General features: G+C 72.2%; 21 protein-coding genes and 1 tRNA gene. 12 read left to right on the top strand and 10 right to left on the bottom strand.

Translation table 11 applies throughout. The features are described 5' to 3' along the window. The first annotated feature begins 4 nt into the window (after positions 1–4). Positions 5–991 (top strand): glycoside hydrolase family 6 protein, encoded by a 987-nt coding sequence (locus ABT118_RS26445; RefSeq protein ID WP_350673824.1) that lies wholly within the window; start codon positions 5–7, stop codon positions 989–991. Positions 992–1,087: 96 nt separating this feature from the next. Here the strand turns inward: ABT118_RS26445 and ABT118_RS26440 are convergent, their stop codons facing one another. Both ABT118_RS26440 and ABT118_RS26435 read right to left on the bottom strand, forming a co-directional pair. Then, the gene (locus tag ABT118_RS26440) at positions 1,088–1,723 is read right to left on the bottom strand and encodes a 3-oxoacid CoA-transferase subunit B (protein WP_350673821.1); all 636 of its coding nucleotides are present in this window, start codon (positions 1,721–1,723) and stop codon (positions 1,088–1,090) included. 3 nt (positions 1,724–1,726) lie between these two features. Beyond that, positions 1,727–2,539, bottom strand: a complete 813-nt coding sequence (locus ABT118_RS26435) for a CoA transferase subunit A (RefSeq protein WP_350673817.1) — start codon at positions 2,537–2,539, stop codon at positions 1,727–1,729. A 284-nt stretch (positions 2,540–2,823) separates the two neighbouring features. Between ABT118_RS26435 and ABT118_RS26430 the strand changes: the two genes are divergently transcribed. The 6 genes from ABT118_RS26430 to ABT118_RS26405 all read left to right on the top strand — a co-directional run bounded on the left by ABT118_RS26430 (position 2,824) and on the right by ABT118_RS26405 (position 8,743). Next, a complete protein-coding gene (locus ABT118_RS26430; RefSeq protein ID WP_350673812.1) occupies positions 2,824–4,113 on the top strand; it encodes a substrate-binding domain-containing protein in 1,290 nt (429 codons plus the stop codon). Between the two features lie 5 nt (positions 4,114–4,118). After that, positions 4,119–4,949 (top strand): ABC transporter ATP-binding protein, encoded by an 831-nt coding sequence (locus ABT118_RS26425; protein ID WP_502884671.1) that lies wholly within the window; start codon positions 4,119–4,121, stop codon positions 4,947–4,949. Next, positions 4,946–5,794 carry an ABC transporter ATP-binding protein gene (locus ABT118_RS26420; RefSeq protein WP_350673804.1) on the top strand — a complete coding sequence of 283 codons (849 nt, stop codon included), beginning with the start codon at positions 4,946–4,948 and terminating at the stop codon, positions 5,792–5,794. The genes ABT118_RS26425 and ABT118_RS26420 overlap by 4 nt, the downstream gene beginning before the upstream one ends. Next, positions 5,794–6,660, top strand: coding sequence for a branched-chain amino acid ABC transporter permease (locus ABT118_RS26415; RefSeq protein WP_350673801.1), 867 nt, complete (start codon positions 5,794–5,796; stop codon positions 6,658–6,660). The genes ABT118_RS26420 and ABT118_RS26415 overlap by 1 nt, the downstream gene beginning before the upstream one ends. Before the next feature lie 116 nt (positions 6,661–6,776). Next, positions 6,777–7,856: a branched-chain amino acid ABC transporter permease gene (locus ABT118_RS26410; protein ID WP_350673795.1), complete on the top strand. Its 1,080-nt coding sequence runs from the start codon at positions 6,777–6,779 to the stop codon at positions 7,854–7,856. Next, positions 7,853–8,743 (top strand): alpha/beta fold hydrolase, encoded by an 891-nt coding sequence (locus ABT118_RS26405; protein ID WP_350673790.1) that lies wholly within the window; start codon positions 7,853–7,855, stop codon positions 8,741–8,743. The genes ABT118_RS26410 and ABT118_RS26405 overlap by 4 nt, the downstream gene beginning before the upstream one ends. A 48-nt stretch (positions 8,744–8,791) precedes the next feature. Here the strand turns inward: ABT118_RS26405 and ABT118_RS26400 are convergent, their stop codons facing one another. Further along, positions 8,792–10,063, bottom strand: a complete 1,272-nt coding sequence (locus ABT118_RS26400) for a polysaccharide deacetylase family protein (protein WP_350673787.1) — start codon at positions 10,061–10,063, stop codon at positions 8,792–8,794. 289 nt (positions 10,064–10,352) lie between these two features. Then, positions 10,353–10,895 carry a DedA family protein gene (locus ABT118_RS26395; RefSeq protein ID WP_350673784.1) on the bottom strand — a complete coding sequence of 181 codons (543 nt, stop codon included), beginning with the start codon at positions 10,893–10,895 and terminating at the stop codon, positions 10,353–10,355. 668 nt (positions 10,896–11,563) lie between these two features. Here ABT118_RS26395 and ABT118_RS26390 point away from each other — a divergent pair. Continuing rightward, a complete protein-coding gene (locus ABT118_RS26390) occupies positions 11,564–12,670 on the top strand; it encodes an LLM class flavin-dependent oxidoreductase (protein WP_350673779.1) in 1,107 nt (368 codons plus the stop codon). A 38-nt stretch (positions 12,671–12,708) separates the two neighbouring features. Here ABT118_RS26390 and ABT118_RS26385 read toward each other — a convergent pair whose 3' ends face one another. Both ABT118_RS26385 and ABT118_RS26380 read right to left on the bottom strand, forming a co-directional pair. Next, positions 12,709–14,718, bottom strand: coding sequence for a putative bifunctional diguanylate cyclase/phosphodiesterase (locus ABT118_RS26385; RefSeq protein WP_350673774.1), 2,010 nt, complete (start codon positions 14,716–14,718; stop codon positions 12,709–12,711). Between the two features lie 389 nt (positions 14,719–15,107). Then, positions 15,108–15,533 (bottom strand): OsmC family protein, encoded by a 426-nt coding sequence (locus tag ABT118_RS26380; RefSeq protein ID WP_350673770.1) that lies wholly within the window; start codon positions 15,531–15,533, stop codon positions 15,108–15,110. 213 nt (positions 15,534–15,746) lie between these two features. Here ABT118_RS26380 and ABT118_RS26375 point away from each other — a divergent pair, with 213 nt between their 5' ends. After that, positions 15,747–16,121 carry a chorismate mutase gene (locus tag ABT118_RS26375; RefSeq protein WP_350673765.1) on the top strand — a complete coding sequence of 125 codons (375 nt, stop codon included), beginning with the start codon at positions 15,747–15,749 and terminating at the stop codon, positions 16,119–16,121. A gap of 232 nt (positions 16,122–16,353) precedes the next feature. After that, positions 16,354–17,088, top strand: a complete 735-nt coding sequence (gene lepB / locus ABT118_RS26370) for a signal peptidase I (protein ID WP_350673762.1) — start codon at positions 16,354–16,356, stop codon at positions 17,086–17,088. 68 nt (positions 17,089–17,156) lie between these two features. Here the strand turns inward: lepB and ABT118_RS26365 are convergent, their stop codons facing one another. From ABT118_RS26365 to ABT118_RS26350, 4 genes are all read right to left on the bottom strand, one after another. Then, the gene (locus ABT118_RS26365; RefSeq protein ID WP_350673758.1) at positions 17,157–18,152 is read right to left on the bottom strand and encodes an EamA family transporter; all 996 of its coding nucleotides are present in this window, start codon (positions 18,150–18,152) and stop codon (positions 17,157–17,159) included. 109 nt (positions 18,153–18,261) lie between these two features. Beyond that, complete coding sequence (locus tag ABT118_RS26360; RefSeq protein ID WP_350673753.1) at positions 18,262–20,457, bottom strand: transglycosylase domain-containing protein; 2,196 nt, start codon at positions 20,455–20,457, stop codon at positions 18,262–18,264. 259 nt (positions 20,458–20,716) lie between these two features. Then, the gene (locus ABT118_RS26355) at positions 20,717–21,076 is read right to left on the bottom strand and encodes a DUF427 domain-containing protein (RefSeq protein ID WP_350673750.1); all 360 of its coding nucleotides are present in this window, start codon (positions 21,074–21,076) and stop codon (positions 20,717–20,719) included. 112 nt (positions 21,077–21,188) lie between these two features. Further along, positions 21,189–21,262: transfer RNA gene (locus ABT118_RS26350), tRNA-Lys, on the bottom strand. Positions 21,263–21,362: 100 nt separating this feature from the next. On the opposite strand from ABT118_RS26350, the gene ABT118_RS26345 reads away from it, so the two are divergent. Together ABT118_RS26345 and ABT118_RS26340 are read left to right on the top strand one after the other, a co-directional pair. Next, the gene (locus tag ABT118_RS26345; protein ID WP_350673748.1) at positions 21,363–22,178 is read left to right on the top strand and encodes a DUF998 domain-containing protein; all 816 of its coding nucleotides are present in this window, start codon (positions 21,363–21,365) and stop codon (positions 22,176–22,178) included. Beyond that, entirely contained in the window at positions 22,175–23,080 is a 906-nt protein-coding gene (locus tag ABT118_RS26340) for an alpha/beta fold hydrolase (RefSeq protein ID WP_350673744.1), read from the top strand. The genes ABT118_RS26345 and ABT118_RS26340 overlap by 4 nt, the downstream gene beginning before the upstream one ends.

The following is a 23,080-nucleotide window of genomic DNA, read 5'->3' as shown; positions in this document are numbered from 1 at the left end:
GTTCGTGGTGCGTCGGCAGCTGTTCGCGCTGGTGGGGATCGGGCTGATGCTGGCGGGGGCCGGCTGCCGCTCGACGGCCGAACCGGCGCCCACGGCAGTGATGGCCACCGGGGTCTCACCCGCCCGGCCGACTGCTGCCCAGCCCGGCTTCTACATCTCCCGGGACACGGCGGCGGCCCGGCAGGCGGCCGGCCTCGATGCCGCCCGGGCCGGAGCGCTGGGGCGGATCACCGAGCAGCCCTCGGCGCTCTGGCTGACCGGCCCGACCGCCCGTGACCAGGTCGCGGCGCTGACCGCGCGGGCCGCCCCGACCGGGCAGCCCGTCCTGCTGGTCGCGTACGCCATCCCACAGCGGGACTGTGGCCTGTACTCGGCGGGCGGCATGGCCGACGGCGCGGCGTACCGGAGCTGGATCGACGGCGTGGCCTCCGCGCTGACCGGCCGCTCCGCCTGGGTGGTGCTGGAGCCGGACGCCGTCCCGCAGACACTGCAGGGCTGCGGCCCGGCGGCGGCCGAGCGGTACGAGCTGCTCGCCCACGCGGTACGGGAGTTGAAGCGGAACCCGGGGGTGCGGGTCTACCTCGACGCGGGCAACGCCGGCTGGGTGCAGGACCGCGCCGCACTGGCGGACGGGCTGCGCCGGGCGGGTGTCGGGGCGGCCGACGGCTTCGCCTTGAACGTCTCCAACTTCTTTACCACCGACCAGAGTTACGAGTACGGCCGACAGCTCTCGGCGGTGCTGGGCGGCCGCCCGTTCGTGATCGACACCAGCCGCAACGGCAACGGCGCGCTGGGCGGCGAGAGTTGGTGCAACCCGCCGGGGCGCGCGCTCGGCCGGACGCCCACCACCGACACCGGCCGGAGCGGGCTGGACGCGCTGCTCTGGGTGAAGAACCCGGGGGAGTCGGACGGGGACTGCGGGCGGGGCGAGCCGAAGGCGGGGGAGTTCTGGACGGAGTACGCGCTGCGGCTGGCGGGCTTCACGGGCTGACGCGCTGTTCGTTCGTCTGCTTGTTCGTTTGCTTGTTCGTCTGGGGGCCGGGCCCGGCCGCCGAGGGAAGCGGTGCCGGGCCCGGGTGAGGGTGAGTCAGAGAAGCCTCGGGCTGGTGGCGGCCTGCACCTCGTCGAAGGTGTGACCGGGGGCGACCTCGACCAGGCGGAGGCCCTCGGGGGTGACGTCGATGACGGCCAGGTCGGTGACGATCCGATGCACCACGCCCCGGCCGGTGGCGGGCAGGGACAGCTCGTCGACGATCTTCGGGGAGCCGTCCCTGGCGGTGTGCTCCATCACCACGATCAACCGCCGGGCGCCGTGCACCAGGTCCATCGCGCCGCCCATGCCCTTGACCATCTTGCCGGGGATCATCCAGTTGGCCAGGTCGCCGGCGGCGGAGACCTGCATCGCGCCGAGCACCGAGACGTCGATCCGGCCGGCCCGGATCATGCCGAAGGAGAACGCCGAGTCGAAGTACGCGGCGCCGTCGGCGACGGTGACCGTCTCCTTGCCCGCGTTGATCAGATCGGGGTGCTCCTCGCCCTCGTACGGGTAGGGGCCGACGCCGAGGATGCCGTTCTCCGAGTGCAGCACCACGTGCACACCGGGCGGCAGGTGACCGGGGATCAGGGTGGGCAGGCCGATGCCGAGGTTGACGTACTGGCCGTCGCGGAGCTCGCGAGCGGCCCGGGCGGCCAGGGCGTCGCGCGGGTCGAGGGTGGTGGTCATGGCTCAGCTCCCCTGGGGGGTGGTGGAGTTGGTGCTTACGGGGGCGTTGGGGGTGAGGGTGTGGGTGGACCGGAGCTGGACGGTGCGGCGTTCGATCCGGCGGTCGGCGGGGTCGGCGGCGACCACCCGGTCGACATAGACGCCCGGCAGGTGGATCGCGTCGGGGGGCAGCTCGCCGGGCTCGACGATCCGGTCCGCCTCGACCACGGTGATCCGGCCCGCGGTGGCACACAGCGGGTTGAAGTTGCGGGCGGCGGCGTTGAAGACGCAGTTGCCGTGCCGGTCGGCCACCTCGGCGCGGACCAGCGCGTAGTCGGCCGTGATCGCCTCCTCCAGCAGGTAGCGCCGACCGCCGAACTCCCGCACCTCCTTGGGAGGTGAGGCCAGCGCGACGCTCCCGTCGGCGGCGTACCGCCAGGGCAGGCCGCCCTCCTCGACCTGGGTGCCCACGCCGGCCGGGGTGAAGAAGGCCGGGATGCCCGCGCCGCCGGCCCGCAGCCGCTCGGCCAGGGTGCCCTGCGGGGTGAGCTCGACCTCCAACTCGCCGGAGAGGTACTGCCGGGCGAACTCCTTGTTCTCCCCGACGTAGGAGGAGGTCATCCGGGCGATCCGGCCGGCCCGCAGGAGCAGGCCCAGGCCCCAGTCGTCCACGCCGCAGTTGTTGGACACCACCCGCAGGCCGGAGGTGCCCGCCGTGACCAGGGCGTGGATCAGCGTGCTCGGGATGCCGCACAGGCCGAAGCCGCCGACGGCCAGCGTCGCGCCGTCGGGGATGTCCTCGACCGCGCGGGCGGGGGAGTCCAAGACCTTGTCCAAGGGAGTCACCTCATGAGGGGGATCGGGGCGGTGCCGCAGGTGTCGGGACCGTGCGGCGCCCACCACCTTCACCGCAGCCCCCGGGGGCTTTCCATGGCGGCCGTGGCCATGGGGGTGGCCGGTCCCATGGCGGTCGGGCACATGAGCCGGGGTGCGGCCCGGGGATATGGCTGCCTTTCACATAGCGAAGGCCGTTGCTGCGTCGTCCCGTCACATGTCGCGGGCCGGGGCCCGCACCTACGGTTCCGGCATCCACACCGCCGTGTCGTCAGGAGTCGGCCATCATGCGCAGTTCTTCCAGCATTCCCAGACCCGCAGCTCAGCCGGGGCGGGCGTCCGCCCTGCCGACCGATCGCCGGGTGGGGCGGCGGCTGCTCGCCGCAGCGGTGGGCGGTCTGCTCGTGGTGAGCGCGGTCGGCTGCGCCAAGGCCGGTACGGCGGGCAGTACGGCGGGTGACGCCGGTGGTGGCAAGAACCCGGTGAAGGTCGGGCTGGTCTACTCGAAGACCGGGCCGCTGGCGGCCTACGGCAAGCAGTACCTGGAGGGCTTCAAGGCCGGTCTGGACTACGCGACCAAGGGCACCGGCGCGGTGGACGGCCACAAGATCGAGATCGCCGAGCAGGACGACGCGGGCGACCCGGCCAAGGCGGTCTCCGCCGCGAAGGATCTGATCGGCAAGGGCCACAAGATCCTGGCCGGCTCGACCGCCTCCGGGGTGGCGCTCCAGGTCGGCCCGATCGCCGCCCAGAACAAGGTGCTCTTCATCAGCGGCCCGGCCGCCGCGGACAAGGTCACCGGGCTGAACAAGTACACCTTCAGGTCGGGGCGGCAGTCCTACCAGGACATCCGCACGGCGGCTTCGTTCATCGGGGACGCCAAGGGCAAGAAGGTCGCGGTGCTGGCCCAGGACAACGCTTTCGGGCAGGCCAACGTGGCTGCGGTGAAGGCGGTGCTGGGCGGCCAGGGCGCAACGGTGGAATCCGTGCTCGCACCGCCGAGCGCGACCGACCTGACGCCGTTCGCCACCCAGGCCAAGTCGGCCAAGCCCGACCTGCTGTTCGTCGCCTGGGCGGGGGAGACCGCCTCCGCGCTCTGGACCTCGCTCAACCAGCAGGACGTCTTCGCCTCGACCAAGGTGGTGACCGGCCTCGACCTGGCCGCCTCCTACCCGCTCTTCGGCCCGGCGGCCGAGAAGATCTCCTTCCTGAACCACTACTTCGACGGCGCGGCCGGCACCGAGGTCGAGAAGGCGATGACCGCCGCGGTGGGCAAGGCCGGTGGCAAGCCGGACATCTTCACCCCTGACGGTTTCACCGCCGCGCAGATGGTGGTGCACGCGATCGAGGCCAACAAGGGCTCGGCCGAGGACACCGACGCGCTGGTGAAGTCGCTGGAGGGCTGGAGCTTCGACGGGGTCAAGGGGAAGCTGACCATCCGGGCCGAGGACCACGCGCTGCTGCAGCCGATGTTCCAGGTGAAGCTGACCGGGACCGGCGCGGCCGCCAAGCCGACAGTAGAGCAGACCCTCACCGCCGACCAGGTGGTACCCCCGGCCACCCCGATCGCGGGCTGATCCGGATGTCGAACCGTGCAGCCGCGGCTGCGGTGGCGGTAGCGGCCGGAGCCGCAGGCGCTCCGGCCGCCGTCGCAGGAGCCCCGGTCGATTCTGTGCTGCGGCTGCACGGGGTGGGCTGGTCCGTGCGGGGCGTGCCGATCGTCGAGGACGTCTCCTTCGACGTGCACGAGGGCGAGTTCATCGCCTTCATTGGCCCGAACGGTGCGGGCAAGACCTCCCTGTTCAACCTGATCTCCGGGATCTACCCGACGACGCACGGAACCATCGAGCTCGACGGCGCGGACATCACCGGCGAGTCCGTGCACGGCCGGGCCCGCCGGGGCCTCGGCCGGACCTTCCAGACCTCCTCGCTCTGGAGCGGGATGACGGTGGCGGACCACGTCAGGCTGGCCGCCCAGGCGGCCGCCGGGCCGGGCGCCTCGTACCGGATCTGGCGCCGGGCCGGCCGGTACGCCGACCAGGTCGCCGAGACCCTGGAGCGGACCGAACTCGCCCACCGGGCCGACACGTTGGCCAGCGCGCTGTCGCACGGTGAGAAGCGGAAGCTGGAGCTGGCCGTCCTGCTGGTCTCCGACCCCCGGCTGATCCTGCTGGACGAGCCGATGGCCGGAGTCAGCGCGGAGGAGGTCCCGGCCCTGACCGCGCTGATCTGCTCGGTGCACCGGGACCTCGGCCGCACCGTGCTGATGGTGGAACACCACATGGACGTCCTGCTCGGCCTCGCGGACCGGCTCGCCGTGATGCACCACGGCACGCTGCTCGCGCTCGACACCCCTGCCGCGGTGATGGCCGACACCACCGTGCAGCAGGCCTACCTGGGAGAGGGACTGTGACGGACTCCTCCTTCCTGGCCTCCGGTCAGACTGCCTCCGCAGAAGCGCTGTTGAGCGTGCGGGACCTGCGGGTGGTGATCGACGGGCTGCACATCCTGCACGGGGTGGACCTGGACGTCGCCCCGAGCGGCGTCACCGCCCTGCTCGGCCGCAACGGTGCGGGCAAGACCACCACGGTCAAGGCGATCATGGGGCTCGTCCCCCGGACCGGGAGCCTCCGGTTCGCCGGCACCGAACTGGTCGGCCTGCCCACCCATCTGGTGGTCCGCCAGGGCATCGGTTACGCCCCCGAGGACCGGGGGATCTTCGCCGGGCTGACCGTGGCGGAGAACCTCCGGCTGGCCGAACGGGACGGCGCTCCCGCGTACGACCTGGTGCACGAGCTCTTCCCCGAACTCAAGCAGCGGGCCGGTCAGTTGGCCGGAACGCTGTCCGGTGGGCAGCAGCAGATGGTGGCGATCGGACGGACCCTGCTCAACGGCAACCGGCTGATCATCGCCGACGAGCCCACCAAGGGCCTGGCGCCGAAGATCGTGGCCGAGGTCGCCGACGTGCTGGAGCGGGCCGCCGCGACGGTGCCCGTCCTGCTGGTCGAGCAGAACCTCGCCCTGGTCCGCCGGTTGGCCGGCACCTGTGCCGTACTGGCCGACGGGCGGACCGCCCACCGTGGCGGCACGGCCGAGCTGCTCGCCGACGAGGAGGCCGCCCGCCGACTGCTCGGTGTCGGCCGCCCCGCCGTGACCGTCACCGCGACTGCCGCGACCGCCACCGCCCCCGCCGCTCCTGAATCCGCTGCGGTCGCGGCACCCTCTTCCGCCACTGTCACCACGGAGGTGGCTCCCTGATGGACACTGTCGTCCTCCTCACCTGCACCGGGCTCGGACTCGGTGCGCTGTACTTCCTGGTCGCCTCCGGGCTCTCGCTCATCTTCGGTCTGATGGATGTGCTCAACTTTGCCCACGGGGCGCTGCTCTCCGTGGGTGCGTACGCCACCTGGTGGGCGGGCACCGAGGGCGGGATGAGCTTCTGGCTCGCGGTGCTCTTCGGTACGGCGGTCGGGACGGTCGCGGCCGTCCTGCTCGAACTGGTGCTGATCCGTCCTCTCTACAACCGGCCGCGCGACCAGATCCTGGCCACGGTCGGTGTCGGTCTCGCGGTGCCCGCGCTGCTGATGGGCATCTGGGGTGCGGACTCCCGTCCCTTCCCCCAACCCGCCGCGCTCTCCGGCACGGTGGGGCTGTTCGGTGCGATCGTCCCGGTCAACCGGTTCGTGCTGCTCGCGGCGGCCGTGCTCGTCCTGGTGGCACTGCGCCTGTTCCTCAGCCGGACCCGGTACGGCCTGGTGGTCCGGGCGGGGGTGGAGGACCGCGCGATGGTCACGGCCCTCGGCATCGACGTCCGCAAGGCCTTCACGCTGGTGTTCGCGATCGGTGGGGCGGCCGCCGCACTGGGCGGCGCGCTGAGCGGTCTCTACTTCGGCTCGGTCCACCCCGGCCAGGGGACCAGCCTGCTCATCTTCGCCTTCGTGGTGGTGGTGATGGGAGGTATGGGCTCCGTCACCGGAGCGGCGGTGGCCTCCGTCGCGGTGGGCCTGGTCCAGCAGTTCGCCAACTACTACACCGCTGCCGGGCTCGGCGACCTCTCGGTCGTCGTGCTGCTGGCCGTACTGCTCCTGGTACGACCGCGCGGACTGACCGGGAGGCTCGCGTGAGCACCAACACCTCAACCACGAGCACCGGAAGCGCCGCTGACGGCAAGTCTGCAGCACCCGGCGCTGATCGCACCATCCCTCGAACAGGTGAATCAATCACTCAGCGCTCGACAGTGATGCACAGAGCGCTACGCTGGTGGCCGATCGCTCTGCTGATCCTGTTCCTTGTCGCCCCATACAGTGCGCTTCCCATCCCGGGGCTGCTCGACGGCCCGCTCGGCAGTCCCGGAAGTCTGCAACTGATCGCCCTGTGCCTGGTCTACGGGGCCCTCGCCACCGGGTACGACCTCCTGCTCGGCCGCACCGGCCTGCTCTCCTTCGGCCACGCGCTCTACTTCGCCACCGGCCTCTACGCGACCGACCTCGCCATGCTCGAACTCCGACTCCCGTTCGTCGCGGCCGCCGTGTTCGGCATCGGCTGCTCCATCAGCCTCGCGCTGCTGCTCGGCTCGGTCAGCCTCCGGGTGACCGGCATCGGCTTCTCGATGGTGACGCTCGCCTTCGCCCAGGCCGGCTCGATCCTGGTCCAGCGCAACCCCGGCGGGGTGACCGGCGGTGAGGAGGGGCGAGCCGCTCCGGTCGACCTCCTGCCCGACAGCCTGGTCGGGATCGAGAACACCGCGAACCTCTACTGGATCGCCCTCGGCTACCTGGTGCTGACCCTCGCCGTCGTCCACTGGGCCGTCAGTTCGCCCACCGGGCGGGTCTGGGAGGGCATCAAGGAGAACGAGCGCCGGGTCGAGGTGCTCGGCCTGCGGCCCTACGGCTTCAAGCTGGTGGCCTTCGTCATCGCCGGTGGCCTGGCCGGCGCGGGCGGTGTGGTCTACCTGCTGCTCACCGGTGGCGCGACCCCGCAGGCGGCCACCTCGGACGCGACCCTCGCACTGCTCGTGATGGTGGTGCTGGGCGGTTCCGGCACCCGGTGGGGCCCGCTGCTCGGCGGTGTCCTCTACACCTGGGCCGGCCATCGGCTGGGGGATCTGGCCAACTCCTCGGCCATCGCGGACCTTCCGGCTGTGCTCCGGGTACCGCTCTCGCAGCCGCTCTTCTTGCTCGGAGCACTCTTCGTCGCGGTGGTCTACCTGCTCCCCGGGGGCCTGGCTAAACTGCCAGCCCGGGTCCGGGCCACCCGCTCCGGTGGCGACCGCGTCGGTGCCCCCGGGCCGGCCCACTCCCTGGAAGGTGGCACCACTTGAGCTCCGGACCCGCCCGCTACGAAGAGCTGACCGTCCCCGTCCCGGGTGGTGACCTGACGGCGCTCCGGTGGCCGGCCACCGACCCCGACGCCCCGGTCGTGGTCGCTCTGCACGGCATCACCGCGAACGCCCTGGCCTGGAGCGAGGTGGCCCGTTGCCTGGCCGGCCGGGCCACCCTGATCGCCCCCGACCTGCGCGGTCGGTCCGCGAGTCGGACGGTCACCGGACCGTACGGCCTGGCCCGGCACGCCGACGACGTCGCCGCGCTGGTGGCGGCGCTCGGCCTCGGCCGGGTCCGGCTCACCGGCCACTCGATGGGCGCCTGGGTCGCCGCGCTCACCACCGTCCGGCACCCCGAGCTGGCGTCCTCGCTGCTCCTGGTGGACGGGGCGCTCAGCTTCCCGCTGCCGCCCGGGGTGACCGAGGACGCCGCGCTCGGCGCGGTGCTCGGCCCGGCGCTGGCCCGGCTGTCGATGACCTTCCCGAGCCGGGACGCCTACCGGGCGTTCTGGCAGCAGCACCCGGCCTTCACTGGGGAGTGGCCGCCCGGGTTCGACACCTACATCCAGCGGGACCTGATCGGTACCGAGCCCGAACTCCGGTCCTCCTGCGTGCTGGAGGCGATCGAGCAGGACGGCCGGGAGGTCCTGCTCGACCAGGAAGCGGCTGCGGCGGTCCACCGGTTGCCGCTCCCGGCCGAACTGCTCTGGGCCGAACGCGGTCTGATGGACGAGCCGCAGGGCCTGTACGACCCGAAGCGGATCGAGCTCGCCGGGCTCGACCCGGACCGGGTCACGGCGACTCCGGTGCCCGACAGCAACCACTACACGATCGTGGCGGGGCCGGCCGGGGCCGAGCAGATCGTCCGACGGCTGCTGGCCGGCTGACCCGCCGACCGGGCTGATCGCCGACCGCCGACCGCGCGGCAGCGGCGGTCAGCCCGCCGAACCGAGGAAGGCCTCCCAGCCCTCCGTCGGAGCCTTGCCGACCCCGAGCGTCCGCAGCTTCCGCAGTGTCGACTGGTCCTGCACCTCGAGCCACTCGACCAACTGACGGAACGACACCAGCCGGACCTCCGGCTTGCCCGCGATCACCTTGAGCGCCTCCTCGACGGCGTCCATGTAGATGCCGCCGTTCCACTGCTCGAAGTGGTTGCCGATGAACAGCGGCGCACGGTTGGAGTTGTAGGCGCGGTCGAAGCCGGCCAGGTAGGCGTCCTTGGCCTGGGCCCGCCAGGCGTCGTACTTGGCCGGGTCGCCCTTGGTGCTGCCCGCGGACTGGTTGGCGAGGATGTTGTAGTCCATCGACAGCACCTGGAAACTGTGCCCGGGGAACGGGACGGACTGGAGCGGGAAGTCCCAGATCTTGCCGTCCTGCACCTTCTGCGGCCAGATCTGCAGTCCGCCCGGCGAGCTGGAGTCGTACTTCCAACCCAGCTTGGCCGCCGTCGGGAGCAGCGCCTTCTGGCCCTCCAGACACGGGGTCCGGGCGCCGATCAGCTCCTTCTTGTAGTCGAAGGGCAGCGGATCCACGTCGGTGAAGCCGGTGTTGGTCTTCCACTGGGTGACGAAGGAGACGGCCTGGTCGATCTCGCTCTGCCAGTCCTCGGGGCTCCACTTGTTGACGCCGTTGCCGTCGGAGCGGGTGGAGCAGAAGTGCCCGTTGAAGTGGGTGCCGATCTCGTGCCCGGCCAGCCAGGCCTGGCTGATCAGCTTGATGGTGCTCTTCACCGCGCCGTCGGAGAGGAAGGGGATGTCGGAGGCACCGACCGAGTGCTGCGGCGGGTGGTAGAGGTTCGACTTGCTCTTCGGCAGGGTGTAGATGCCGGAGAGGAAGAAGGTCATGGAGGCCTTGTACTGCTCGGCCAGCTTGAGGAACCGTGGGAACTGGTTGTCGTCGGTGCCGCCGGCGCCGTCCCAGGAGAAGACCACGAACTGGGGCGGCCGTTCACCGGCCTTGAGCTTCTCGGGCTTCGGCTGGTTGGGTTGCGCGCCGGTGTCCGAGGTGGAGCCGTCCCCGATCGGCTTGCCCTTCACCGGTGCCGTGCTCGAGCTCCCGCTCGCACCAGGGGTGCCCGGGGCGGAGCTGCTCGACCCCGAGCCGCCGGTCCCGGATCCGGAGCCGCTGTCGTTGCAGGCGGCCACCGCTCCGAGAGCGGCAGTGGCGGCGGTGGCACTGAGCACGGTCCTGCGCGAGATGCTCCCCATGGTCTCCCCAGCCGTAGTGCGTCCGACAGTCCGCCTGTGCGGAAAAATCGGATATTGATGGATATTTCATCGTCAGCATGCCATGCGGGATGAAGGCACTTCAAAGCCCCTTCACTGCGGGACAACACGCAGCCAAGGGGCGTCAGGCTCCACGATAGGAGGACTGTTGCAGTCTTGGGACAGTTCTTCGGAACGCCGCCCGATCGGATGGCCGAGTGGCTGGCCGAGCGATGACCGGGCGGTGCAGGAACGACCGGTACGGGGGCCGGAGCGGCGAGCCGGGGGAACGTCAGGTGAGCGCGAGCTCGCGCCGGCGACGGCGGACCAGCCGGGCGACCGCGGTGCTGATCGCGGTGGCCGCGACGCAGGAGACGACCAGGCTGAGCCAGTCGGTGTTGAACCAGTGGCTGTTCAGCCAGCCGAGGCTCACGATGTACGCGGCCCAGATCAGTGCGGCCAGGGCCGACATCCGGAGGAACCGGCGGGTGGAGTCGGCGGAGTGCCCGACGGCCAGGTCCAGGACGGTCCGACCGGCCGGGACGAAGCGGGCCACGATCACCACGGCGGCGGCCGTTCGACTCGTCTGCCCGGTGAAGTAGCGCTGCAGCCGTTCGACGCTGGCCGCCAGTTCGGGGCGGTCGTCGAGTCGGCGCTGGACCCTGGGTGAACCGCGCCGGGCGAGATTCAGCAGAACGAAGTCGCCCAGGAAGGACGCCAGGGCGACGCCGGCCGCGAGCATCAGCGGGGCGCCGGCCACATCGGTGGTGTTGAGCACGGCGAGGATCACCAGCGTGCCGCTCGGCAGGAAGGGCAGGAAGGCGTCACCGAGCACGGCACAGAGTGCCAGTACACAGATCCATACCGGCCCGACTAGCGCTGCGGCGTCCAAGGCGATGCTCCCTCAACAAGTCGCCTGGAGGGATCCCAGGTGGCTACGGGGGTAAACGCTAGCGGGTTGACGTTTCATGCCATGAAGCACCCCCGTGTGTCGCGCATCACAGCGATCCGCTGTGCGGCCGGGCGAGTCGGCACCTGGGGCGCCGGGAGGGTGGTCGGCCGTATCAGGAAAGTGCTCGGGAATGGCGTAAGCCCCTGAGGCGGGGTGCCGCTCCAGGGGCTCACGGGGGTCCAGCGGCACTGGTCCAGCCCGCCGACCTTGCAGGGGGGTGAGGGCTCCGATGTGCTGCCCCCACTGATCGGAAAGCCTGCCGGAAGGCGTTCGGCGGCGCGAGTCCTACGCCTGGCGACTTCTGGCGCTGGCGTTAACTCGCCAACTCACCGTGCCCGCTGTCTGACCGTCAGTGCGCGAAGCGGCGCGGCGGCGGGTCCGGTGGCGGCGGACGCCGGAGGGTGCCCGGCGCCCGCCGGGGCCACGCACATCCGCGGACGGGCACGTCACACCCCGGGTCCGGAGGGAACAGCGAACCGTCCGTCCGGGTTGGTGGAGTCTCGACGGCAGGAACGGACGGCCCGCACCTCGCCAGAAGGGAGACCCCCGGCATGACCTCCGAGGACGAACCGCAGGCGAGTGCACCGCCGGCCCCGCCCGCCGACCCGATCCGGGACCCGATCCGCGGCGTGATCCGGGGCAGTGCCCCGGCCCCGCTCTCCATCCTCGACCTGGCGACGGTCGGCGCCGGGTACTCGCCGAGCCAGGCGCTGACGGCCACCACCGAGCTGGCCCGGAACGCCGAGCGCTGGGGCTACCACCGGTTCTGGGTCGCCGAGCACCACGGCATGCCCGGCGTCGCCAGCTCCACCCCGGCGGTTCTGCTGGCTCACCTCGGGGCCCACACCAGCACGCTCCGGCTCGGTTCCGGTGGCGTGATGCTGCCCAACCACGCGCCGCTGGCCATCGCCGAGCAGTTCGGCCTGCTGGAGTCCCTGCACCCGGGCCGGATCGACCTCGGCCTCGGCCGGGCCCCCGGTACCGACCAGGCCACCGCCCGCGCGCTGCGCCGGGGCCTGGAGGAGGGGCCGGACGAGTTTCCGCACCAGCTCTCGGAGCTGCTGCACTTCATGGACGGCGACTTCCCGGACGGGCACCCGTACGCCAGGCTCAGTGCCGTTCCCCGGGGCGACGGCCGACCGCCGGTCTGGCTGCTCGGCTCCTCCGGCTTCAGTGCCCGGCTCGCGGGCCGGCTCGGCCTCCCGTTCGCCTTCGCGCACCACTTCAGCGCGGCCAACACCGTCCCCGCGCTCGACCTCTACCGCTCCTCCTTCCGCCCCTCGGCGGTGCTGGACGAGCCCTACGCGCTGATCGGGGTCAGCGCGGTGGCGGCCGACGACGAGCCGCAGGCCAGGCGGCTGGCCCGTTCGGCGGGCTTGGCCATGCTCCAACTGCGCCGCGGCACTCCCGGGTTGATCCCGAGCCCGGAGACGGCGGCGGAGTACCCGTACAGCCCGGCCGAGGCCGACTTCATCGACGACTGGCTGGCCAACGTCGTGCTCGGCGCCCCGGGCGACGTCGCGGACGGGCTGGAGTCGCTGCGGAAGCGGACCGGGGCCGACGAGTTGATGGTGACCTCGCACATCCACGGCCACGAGGCCCGGCAGCGCTCCTACGGCCTGATCGCCCAGGCGTACGGGCTGACGCCTTCCCGCTGACCGTCGGAGAACCCCCAGAGCCAGGAGCCGACGCCCCGTCAGGCCGAGCGGACGCGACCTTCACGCAGTATGGCCGCGATCCGCTCGGCCTCGCCGGGCCGGGCGAAGTACCAGCCCTGGGCGGTGTCACAGCCGGTGAGCCGCAGGCGTTCGGCCTGGGAGGCGTTCTCGATGCCTTCGGCCGTCACGGTCAGCCCGAGCGCATGCGCGAGCTGGACCATCGCACCGACGATCTGCTCGTCCGCGTCGGTGCGGCGGAAGCGGCTGTCCGGGCGCCCGCCCGGGGCCGGGTCACGGAACCCCTCGATGAAGCTGCCGTCCAGCTTGAGCACGTGGACCGGCAGCCGGGAGAGGTAGGCGAGGTTGGAGTACCCGGTGCCGAAGTCGTCGATGGCGATCCGGATGCCCATGTCCGCCAGCGCCTGGAGCGCCTGGACCGGGCGGCCGCCGGGGCCGAGCACCGCGCTCTCGGTGATCTCCAACTGGAGCAGCCGGGCGGGCAGGCCGGTGAGCTTCAGCGCCTGGGCGACGTCGGCCACCACGTCCGAGTCCCAGATCTGGCGGGCCGCCAGATTGACGCTGACGAAGGCCTCGGCCTCGGGGAACTCCAGCAGCCAGCGCTTGGCCTGCCGGCAGGACTCCTCCAGCACCCACTTGCCGAGCGGCACGATGGCGCCGGACTCCTCGGCGAGCGGGATGAAGCGGTCGGGGGAGAGCGTCCCGTACCGGGGATGGCGCCAGCGGACCAGGGCCTCGGCGCCGTGCACGGTGCCGTCGGCCAGCCCCACCAGCGGCTGGTACTCGACCGTGAACTCACCGCGCTCCAGCGCCGGTCTCAGCGCGGTGGCCAGTCGCTGCCTGGTCAGCTGGTGGGCGCCCCGGTCCGGGTCGTAGAGCGTCCAGCGGGCCCGGCCGTCGGCCTTGGACCAGTACAGCGTGGCGTCGGCGTCCTTGAGCAGGTCGGTCGGGGTGGTCTCGACGATCCGCCGTTCGACCACCCCGACGCTCGCGGTCACGGCCAACTGCTGGCCGGCCACGTGGAAGGGCTCCGCCAGCAGTTTGATCAGATCGGCGGCGAGCGCGGTCAGCTGCTCGCTCCCGGCGCTGTCGCAGACCAGGACGGCGAACTCGTCCCCGCCCAGTCGGGCCACCAGCCGCCCGCCACCCGGCCCGTTGCCCTGCCCGTCGCCCCGGGCGAAGCCGTGCTCCAGCCGGGCCGCCACCGCCACCAGCAGCTCGTCCCCGGCATGGTGGCCGAGCGTCTCGTTGATCGCGGCGAAGCCGTCCAGGTCGAGGTAGCAGAGGCCGACCCGCCTGCCCGGGTCCGCCGGTTCACCGTCCCCGGTCGGGTCGGCCGCCTCCGCCGCCCCGGTGCGGGGCCGGGGCTCGGCGAAGTCGTCGCCACCGTCAGGACCGCGGTCGAGCGAGCGCGGGAGCCCGCTCGACGACGGCTCGGCCCCGGGTCCGAACTCCGCGTTGAGCCGCTCGAAGAAGAGCGTGCGGTTCGGCAGCCGGGTCAGCGGGTCGTGCATGGCCTGGTAGGCCAGCTGGTCCCCGAGCAGCCGCTGCTCCGTCACGTCCTCGACCATGGCCAGGGTGTACATCGGCTGCCCGGCGCCGTCCCGGATCAGAGAGATCGTCACATTGCTCCACACCACGCGGCCTTCGCGGTGCTTCAGCTGCTTCTCCACCCGCAGGCGGTCGCGTTCGCCGCGGACCAGCTCCAGGTAGAGCCGTCGAGGGGTGTCCTCGGGGTCGATGATCTCGTGGATGTGTGTCCGCACCAGGTTCGGCGCCTCATGGCCGATCATGGCGGCGAAGGCCGGGTTGGCCTCGATGATCCGGTCGTCCGAGCCGATCAGCGCCATGCCGATGCCGGCATCGGCGAACGCGGCGCGGAAGCGGGACTCGCTGGCCTGGAGTGCGTCGACCAGCGCGTCCGGGCCGTGGTCGGTGCCGTGGTCGGGGTCGCTGCCGCTGTCGCGCAGGCCCAGCGGTGCGGAGCAGACCGGGCAGAGACGGTCGGCCCCCTCGTTCCGACCCGGCACGGCATGCTCCCGTCCGCTGCTGACGCTGCTCCGGCCGACCGCACCGCAGTGGCCGGCTCACCGCTCTGTCGGGCCCTCGACGTTCGGTCGGCGTTCGGTGCGCGGATCGCTGGGTGGAAAGCGTTCGGCAAGGAACCAGGGCTTTGCGGTGATCATAGGACGCGCGTCGTTGAGGCGGCGACCGCCGCCAGGGTGATTCGTCGGGTTTCACAGCAACCGTGCCGGTACGTGACGGCGCCCCTGGTACGCATCGTGAGATGCGTACCAGGGGCGCACGCGCCCCCTGCCGTGCTGCTCATCAGACAGAACTACCGGTAGTAGTGCCGTTCTGACGCGGAGTCGGCGGAGTCCGGGGCGGGGACGGAGGCGGCGAGGCCGGCTCCGGAGGGTCAGCCGAGCGTCGCGGTCAGCGTGATGGTGGTGCCGGTCAGGGCCTGGCTCACCGGGCAGTTGGCCTTGGCGTCCTCGGCGGCCTTCACGAAGTCCGCCTCGTCCAGACCGGGGACCTGGCCGACGACGGTCAGGTGGATACCGGTGATCCCGGTGCCCGGCTGGAAGGTGACGTCGGCCTTGGTGTCCAGGGCGGTGGGCGGGGTGCCCGCGCCGGCCAGGCCGTGCGAGAGGGCCATCGAGAAGCAGGCCGAGTGCGCGGCCGCGATGAGCTCCTCGGGGCTGGTCTTCCCGTTCGCCGCCTCCGCACGGGCGGGCCACGAGACCGGGAACTGGCCGATGCCGGAGGAGTCGAAGGTGACCTCGCCCTGGCCTTCGAGCAGGTTGCCCTTCCAAGCGGTGTGCGCGGTACGGGTGGTTGCCACGATCAGGTACCTCCTGTGGTGATGGACTGGTGGTCCGTCAGGTCAGGTCATGCCGCGTTCAGCCTACGTGCCGGGTGGGGCGTGAAGTCCCGGAACCGGCTACCGGTCCACCGGGGTGTCCAGATGCCGGACGAGGTGACGGACTGAAGGATGGCGCGGTGGTTGCCCTGTTAGATTGCCAGGGCCCAGTCAGCTAGCTCCGGAGCCACCCCGATGACTGATCAGCCCACGAACTCCTCCGCCACCCCCGCCGGTTCCACGGCCGCCACCGGCGACGCAGCGGACGGGAACGGCGAGATCGCCGAGGCGGTCCGGTCCGAGCTGGTCAGCCTGCGGGAGAGCATCGACAACATCGACGCCGCCGTGGTCCACATGCTGGCCGAGCGGTTCAAGGCGACCCAGCGGGTCGGCCGGCTCAAGGCCGAGCACAAGCTGCCGCCCGCCGATCCGGCCAGGGAGCGGGCCCAGATCACCCGACTGCGTGAGCTCGCCGCAGGGGCGCACCTCGACCCGGTGTTCGCGGAGAAGTTTCTGAACTTCATCATCGCCGAGGTGATCAGGCACCACGAGGCGATCGCCCAGTCCTGAAGCGGGTCGGACGCCCGCGACACCTCCCGCCCGGCCCCTGTTCCGCCCCCGTTTCGGCGGCGGCGGCCAAATGCCTGATTTCGCGACAGTTCCAATGCGGCGTTAGCGTGCTGTTCTCCCCGGATCTCCCCGGAAAGGCAGGACAGCGATGGCCAGGCAGTACCGGTCCAGGCAGGACGCCGCGAAGCGGGCCCTCCACCCGCAGGCTCCCAGCATGCAGGCGGCCTGATCCGTGACCCTTCCCCAAACCGGCCCGGCGGTCGAGATCCCGGACCAGCAGGCCGAGTCCCATGCACAACCCCGGTCCACCGCCCCCGGTCGGCGCCGTCGACTGCCCTGGTGGGCCGAGTTCCCGGCGATGATCGTGCTCGGCCTGGTGATCGCACTGGCCATCAAGACCTGCCTGTTCCAGGTGTTCAGCATCCCGTCCGGCTCGATGGAGAACACCCTGCGGATCGGTGACCGGGTGGCCGTCAACAAGCTGGCGCCGCTGTTCGGCTGGGAGCCCGCTCGGGGCGAGCCGGTGGTCTTCAAGGACCCGGGCGGTTGGCTGCCGGTGCAGCCGACCAGCAGCGGCACGCTCGGGGACGTGGTGGGCAGCACGCTCAGCTTTGTCGGCCTGCTGCCGCCGAAGGACGACAACTACCTGGTCAAGCGCGTGATCGCGACCGGCGGCGAGACCGTCCAGTGCGCCGGCAAGAACCTCACGGTGAACGGGAAGACGATCGCCGAGCCGTACCTGCACCCGGGCGACGACTCCTGCGCGGGGCTGGACTTCGGCCCGGTCACCGTCCCGCAGGGGTACGTCTGGGTGGAGGGCGACCACCGCAGCGACTCCGCCGACTCCCGTTACCACCAGGGCGGACCGGGCGCCGGTGCCGTCCCGGTGGCGGACGTGGTCGGCCCGGCCGCCGCCGTGGTCTGGCCGCTCGGCCACCTGGACTGGTTCGGCTGGGCAGGCAAGTGAGGCCGAGCCGACTGGGCAAGTGAGGCCGAGCCGGTTGTGCGAGTGGGGCCGAGTCGGCTGACCCCGGTTCAGTGCTGTCGGCCCGCCATGCTCTGCTCGGTGGCGGGCCGGGCCGTCTCCGGGGCGAGCTCGGCGGGCCGGCTGGTCTGGGCGGCGAACGCACCGATCAGGACCAGCAGACCGCCGATCAGCTGCCAGCCGCCGAGCCGTTCGCCGAGCAGGAACCACGCGGCGACGGTGGCGACCACGGCCTCCAGGTTGGCCACCACCGCGGCGACGGCCGGTGAGAGGAACTGCACCGAGACCACGCCGGTCAGATAGGCCAGCACGGTGGCGACCAGCACCATCCAGGCGGCGGGCAGCGCGGCGGGCAGCACCCGGCCGTTCATCACCACGTCGCCGCCGAGCACGCTCCAGTCCGCCGTCCACGGCTGGGTGAACGCGGTCAGGGCGACGGCGCCGATCAGCAGCCCGTACGCGCTGATCGCCATCGGGTCCACCGGCTTGTCACCCTGCCGCCCGGCGTCGGCGAGCAGGAAGTAGCCGACCTGGCAGCAGGCGGCGCCGAGCCCGAACAGCACCCCGAGGGTGTCGAAGGCCAGGCCGTGCCAGACCTCGACCACACAGGCCAGACCGGTCACCGCGACCCCGGCGCCGATCGTGGCGGCGCGGGAGACCGGCTTGCGCTGGACGAACTTGAGGTAGCCGAGCAGCAGCAGCGGCCCGAGGTACTCGATCAGCAGCGCCACCCCGACCGGGATCCGGGAGATCGAGGCGAAGTAGCAGGCCTGGACCCCGGCCACGGCGAGCAGCCCGAAGCCGATCATCAGGCGCGGCCGCCGCCGGAACGCCGCCCGGTGGCGGTACGCCAGCGGGAGCAGGACGACCGCGGCGCCGGTGACCCGGAGCCAGACCACGTGCAGGGGCGAGAGCCCGGCCTCGATCAGCGGCTTGGCCGTCGTGCCGGAGCCGCCGAAGGCGAGGGCCGAGACCAGGGCCAGCGAGAGGCCGAGCGTCCGGAGGGAGAGCCAGGAGGGCCGGGGGAGCGGCGATGAGCTGTGCACCGACGCATTGTGCCAGCCCGAACGGCTTTCCGGTAAGGGGTGTCCACGCCGGACGGTCCTGCCGCTGCGAGCGCGGGGACCGACCCCGTCAGCCCGCCGGCCGGCCGGGTCAGCCGGTCAGGGCCGACTGTCGCTGGGCCGTGCCGGCGTCAGCTCCGTTCCCGTTCGGCTCCTCGGTCGGGTTCGGCGCCGTCGGGGTCGGTGTCGGGGTGGGCGTGGGCTTGGGGGTCGGCGTCGGAGTGGGCTTCGGCTTCGGCGTGGGCGTGGGCGTCGGGGTGGACCGGTCCGGGGTGGCCGGGGTCTGCGGTGCTGACGGGGTGTCGGACGGGGTCCCCGCCGGGGTGGTCGCCGGGTCGGTCGAGCCGGACGGCGTCGAGGACGGAGTGGACGAGGGGCCGGTGGAGCGGGTGCGGTCGGAGGCCCCACCCGGGAAGTCCGTGACGGGCTTCCCGTCCAGCGCCGCCTTCATGTAGGCGGTCCAGATCCGGGCCGGGAAGTTGCCGCCGGCCGCGCCGGAGGCCCCGCCGGTCCCGTCCAGCGAGACCTGCTTGCCACTGGCCGGATCCTGGCCGAACAGGGCGACGGTGGTGACCAGTTCCGGGGTGTAGCCGGCGAACCAGACCGACCTCAGGCCGTCGGTGGTGCCGGTCTTCCCGGCGGCCGGCCGGTCGAGCTCCTGGGCCCGCCATCCGGTGCCGCCCGGGTCGCTCACCACGCCCTGGAGCATCGAGGTGACCGTCTGGGCGGTCTCCGCGCTGATCACCTGGGTGGTCTTCGGGGCCGGCAGGGCGACGTTCTCGCCCTCGTGCTCCAGCGACTGCACCAGCCACGGGGTGGTCTGCTTGCCGCCGTTGTCCAGGGTGGCGTACACCCCGGCCATGTCCAGCACGCTCGGGGTGGAGGTGCCGAGCGAGATCGAGGCGTTCGCCTCCAGTCCGGGGGTGGCGGCGGGCAGGCCGAGCGCGACGGCGGTCTCCCGGACCTTCTCCAGGCCGGTGTCCTGGGCGAGTTGGGCGAAGGCCGAGTTGACCGACCAGTCGGTGGCCTGCTGCAGGGTGATCTGCCCGTAGCTCTTGTTGCCCTCGTTCGGCGGTGCGTACGCCTTGCCGCGCCCGCCCTCCACCGGCCGGTTGCTCCGGCCGTCGTACACGCTCTGCGGGGTGATGGTCTGTCCGGACTGGGTCTTCGCGCTGTTCTCCAGCGCGGCGGCCAGCGCGATCGCCTTGAAGGTCGACCCCGCCTGGTAGTCCTGCCGGGTGGCGTTGTCGATCCAGTGCTTGGTGGCGTCCTGCCCGCCGTACAGGGCGACCACCGCCCCGGTCTTCGGGTCGAGCGAGACCGCCCCGGCCTGTGCGGCGGCGTCCACCGCCCGGGTGTCCGGCCTGAGCTTGTCGGTGAACTGCTGCTGGACGGCTGCGCCCATAGCCTGCTGCCGCTTGGGGTCCACGGTCAGCTTGATGGTGTACCCGCCCTCGGCCAGCTGGGCGTCGGTGAGCACGTTGTGCGCGATGAGGTACTCGGTGGCGGCGTTCACCAGGTAGCCGGCCTGGCCGGACACCCCGGGGGCGCTCTTGGGCTCCTTCACCTCGGGGAAGGTGATCGCGGCCCGCTCGGCGGCGGAGAGCCACTTCTCCTGGACCATCCCGTCGAGCACGTAGTTCCAGCGGTTGGTCGCGTTCTGCTTGCCGGTCGGGGTGGCCGTCGCGACGTCGTACGCGCTCGGCGCGTTGAGCAGCGCGGCCAGGTAGGCGCCCTGCGCGGCGTTGAGCTGGGAGGCGTCGATCCCGTAGTAGGCCTGCGAGGCGGCCTGGATGCCGTAGGCGCCGCGCCCGTAGTAGGAGGTGTTGAGGTAGCCGGCCAGGACGTCGTCCTTGGTCTCGGTGGCGTCCACCTTGAGCGCGATGAACAGCTCCTTCACCTTGCGGCTGACGGTCTGCTTCTGGCTCAGGTAGGTGTTCTTGACGTACTGCTGGGTGATCGTCGAGCCGCCCTGGGTGGACCCGCCCTTGGCGCTGTTGAACGCGGCCCGGACCAGGCCCTTCACGTTGACCGCGCCCTCCTGGTAGAAGTTCCGGTCCTCGGCGGCCATCGCGGCGTGCCGGGCGTCCTCGGAGATCTTGTCCAGGCTGACGTTCTGGCGGTTGGTCTGCCCGGTCCGGGCCAGCAGGCTGCCGTCCTGGTAGAGCCAGGTGTTGCTCTGCGCGGTGGCCAGCGCGTGCGCGTCCGGCACCTTCACCACGGCCAGGCCGACCGCGAACAGGCCGACCCCGAGCACTCCGCAGACCAGCGAACCGGCCAGGGTCACCCGCCAGGTGGGTATCAGCCGGCGCCAGCCGGACCGGCGGGGGCGGCGCTTGCCGGGTTTGCGGGGGCGCGGGTGGGGACCGTTCGGGGCACTGCGGGGCAACGGGGAGGCCTTTCCTGCGAGACCTGTGACGGTTGCTCACGCGGTCGGGATTGGAGACGATCCCACCCAGCCTGCCCCGAACGGTATGTCGGATGTTAGGGACCTTTGTCCCGTTTTCTCTTACCCCGGGTTTACGGCGACGGCCACAGCCGTCGCTCTAGCGCGGGAGCTCGCCCTCGATGTGCACCCGGGCAACGCTGTCGTAGAAGCAGACGTACCCGGCGATCTCCGCCACCGCGTCGATCGGCTCCGGGTAGTACCAGGCCACGTCGTGCCGGTCGTGGTACGACCAGTACGCGGCCTCGCCCTTGAACGGGCAGGTGGTGTGCGTCGCGCTCGGCTGGAACAGCGTCAGGTCGACGTCCTCCGGCGGCAGGTAGTAGCGGACCGGCAGCCCGGTCTCGAACAGTGCCAGCGGACGGGCCGACTTGGCGACCTGGGCGCCGTCGATCTCCACGGTGACGGTCTGCTCGGGGCGGACCAGTTCGATCCGGTGGCCCGGTGCGGGGTTCGGCATGGGTGCTCCTCTGTCGGGTGCTCTCTGTCTCCATTGGACAGCCAGCCCGCCCGTCGCGGGGCCGAAACGACCGAAGGCCCCCCACCTGAGTGGAGAGCCTTCCGTCTGTCTGTGCGCCGCCAGGGACTCGAACCCCGGACCCGCTGATTAAGAGTCAGCTGCTCTAACCAACTGAGCTAGCGGCGCCTGTCTGACGCCGAGAACAATACACGTTCCGAGGGGAAGCTCCGAATCGGTTTCCCTGCGCCTGCCGGGGACGGCCCACCCCGGTGACTAGGCTGGCCGGATGCCCAGCCCCGCAGCCCGCCGCCCCGGTTCCGCAGCTCGTGAGCAGGGCGGTGAACAGGGCCGTGAGCAGGGCCGGGCGACCGGCCCGGCGGCGAGGGCGACCAAGGCGACCGCCGTCCTGTTGCTCCTGAGCGCCCTCGCCTACACGGCGTGGGTGCTGGAGGTGGTGCTCAGCACCGGGCTGGACCCGGTGCAGACCTACGTCAGTGAACTGGCGGCCGAGGACCAACCACTCGGCGGCCTGTTCCGGGCCACCGACCTGGTCGCCGGGCTGGCCGTGCTGGCGGCGGCGGGTACCGCGCTGTGGCGGCCCGGTCCGTACCGGGCGGGACGGCGGCCCTGGGCGGTGGCGGGCTGGTCGGCCCTGGCGCTGTTCGGTGCCGCCACGGCGGTGGACTCCCGACTGCCGCTGAGCTGTACGCCGACCGCGGACCCGGAGTGCGCGGCCCGGGAGACGGCCGGCCTGGTCCCGGCCACCCACACCGCGCACGCGGTCAGCAGCAGCCTGGCCATGGTCGGTGCGATCGGCGCCGTCGTCCTGCTGACCGTGGCGGCCCGGCGGTACGGCTGGTGGCCGCCGCTGGCCCGGTACGGGCCCTGGCTGGTGGCGGCCGAGCTGCTCGCGACGGTCTGGAGCCTGGGGGCGATCGCCGCCTTCGAGGCCGGGCACGGCACCTGGACGATGGGCGCGGGGCAGCGCTCGCAGATCCTGCTGATCGCGGTCTGGCTGGCGGTGCTGTCCAGGAGCGTGGCCACGGAGCCCAGAAAGACGGCAGAGCCCACGGCCGTCGCCGAGCCGGAGCGCCCCCGGTGACCGCCCCGCGCTTCGTCCGGGTCGACGGCCGGGCCGTGCACGTCCGGGTCTCCGGCCGAGGTCCGGTGGCGGTGCTCAGCGGTGGCCTCGGCTGCTGCTGGTTCGACTGGGACCCGGTGGTCCCGCTGCTCGAACCGCACCGGACGGTGATCCGCTTCGACCGCCCCGGCTTCGGCCTGAGCGAGGCCGTCCCCGGTGCGCCCACCGCCCGGGGCGAGGCGGCCCGGATCGCCGCCGTCCTGGACGGGGTGCCGACCGCCGGCGCGGCGGACGGAGCCGCCACGGTGGTGGGCCACTCGATCGCCGCGTTCCACGTGGAGGCGTTCGCCCGGCTCTACCCGGCCAGGACGGCCGGGCTGGTGCTGCTGGACGGCAGCACCGAACCGGCCGCCCGTCCCGCCCGGGCCCCGGCCCTGCGCGGACTGACGGTCCGTTCGCTCGGCGCGCTGGCCACCGCCACCGCCGTGCCGTACCTGTTCGGCCCGGCCGCCCGCCGGCTGGTCGGGGCCGCGACCACGCTCGGGCACCGGGACCCGGCCCCGGCCGATGCGGTCCGGCGCTGCTACCGCACCAGCCGCTCGCTCCGGGCCGCGCTCGCCGAGAACACCTACTACCCGGACGTGGCAGCCGAGTTGAACGCGCTGCGCCGGACCGCCCCGCTCGGCGGCACCCCGGCGATCGTGCTGGCCGCCTCAACCAGCCGGACCGGCCGGAGCGATCAGGCCGACCAGGACGGCCGGACCAGCCGCTCCGGCCGGAGCGACCGCGCCTGGCTGGAGCGGCAGCGGGAGCTGGCTGCCCGCCTCGGCGCGGAGTTCCGGATCGCCGCCCCGGCCGGTCACCTGCTGATGTACGACCGCCCGGCCGAGGTGGCGGCGGCGATCCTGGACGCGGCGGGCTGA

It is taken from the genome of Kitasatospora sp. NPDC002040 (genome assembly GCF_040296785.1).
Classification (GTDB): Bacteria; Actinomycetota; Actinomycetes; order Streptomycetales; family Streptomycetaceae; genus Kitasatospora.
Note: the sequence above shows the minus strand (reverse complement) of the source record. Positions and strands in the feature narration are given on the sequence as shown.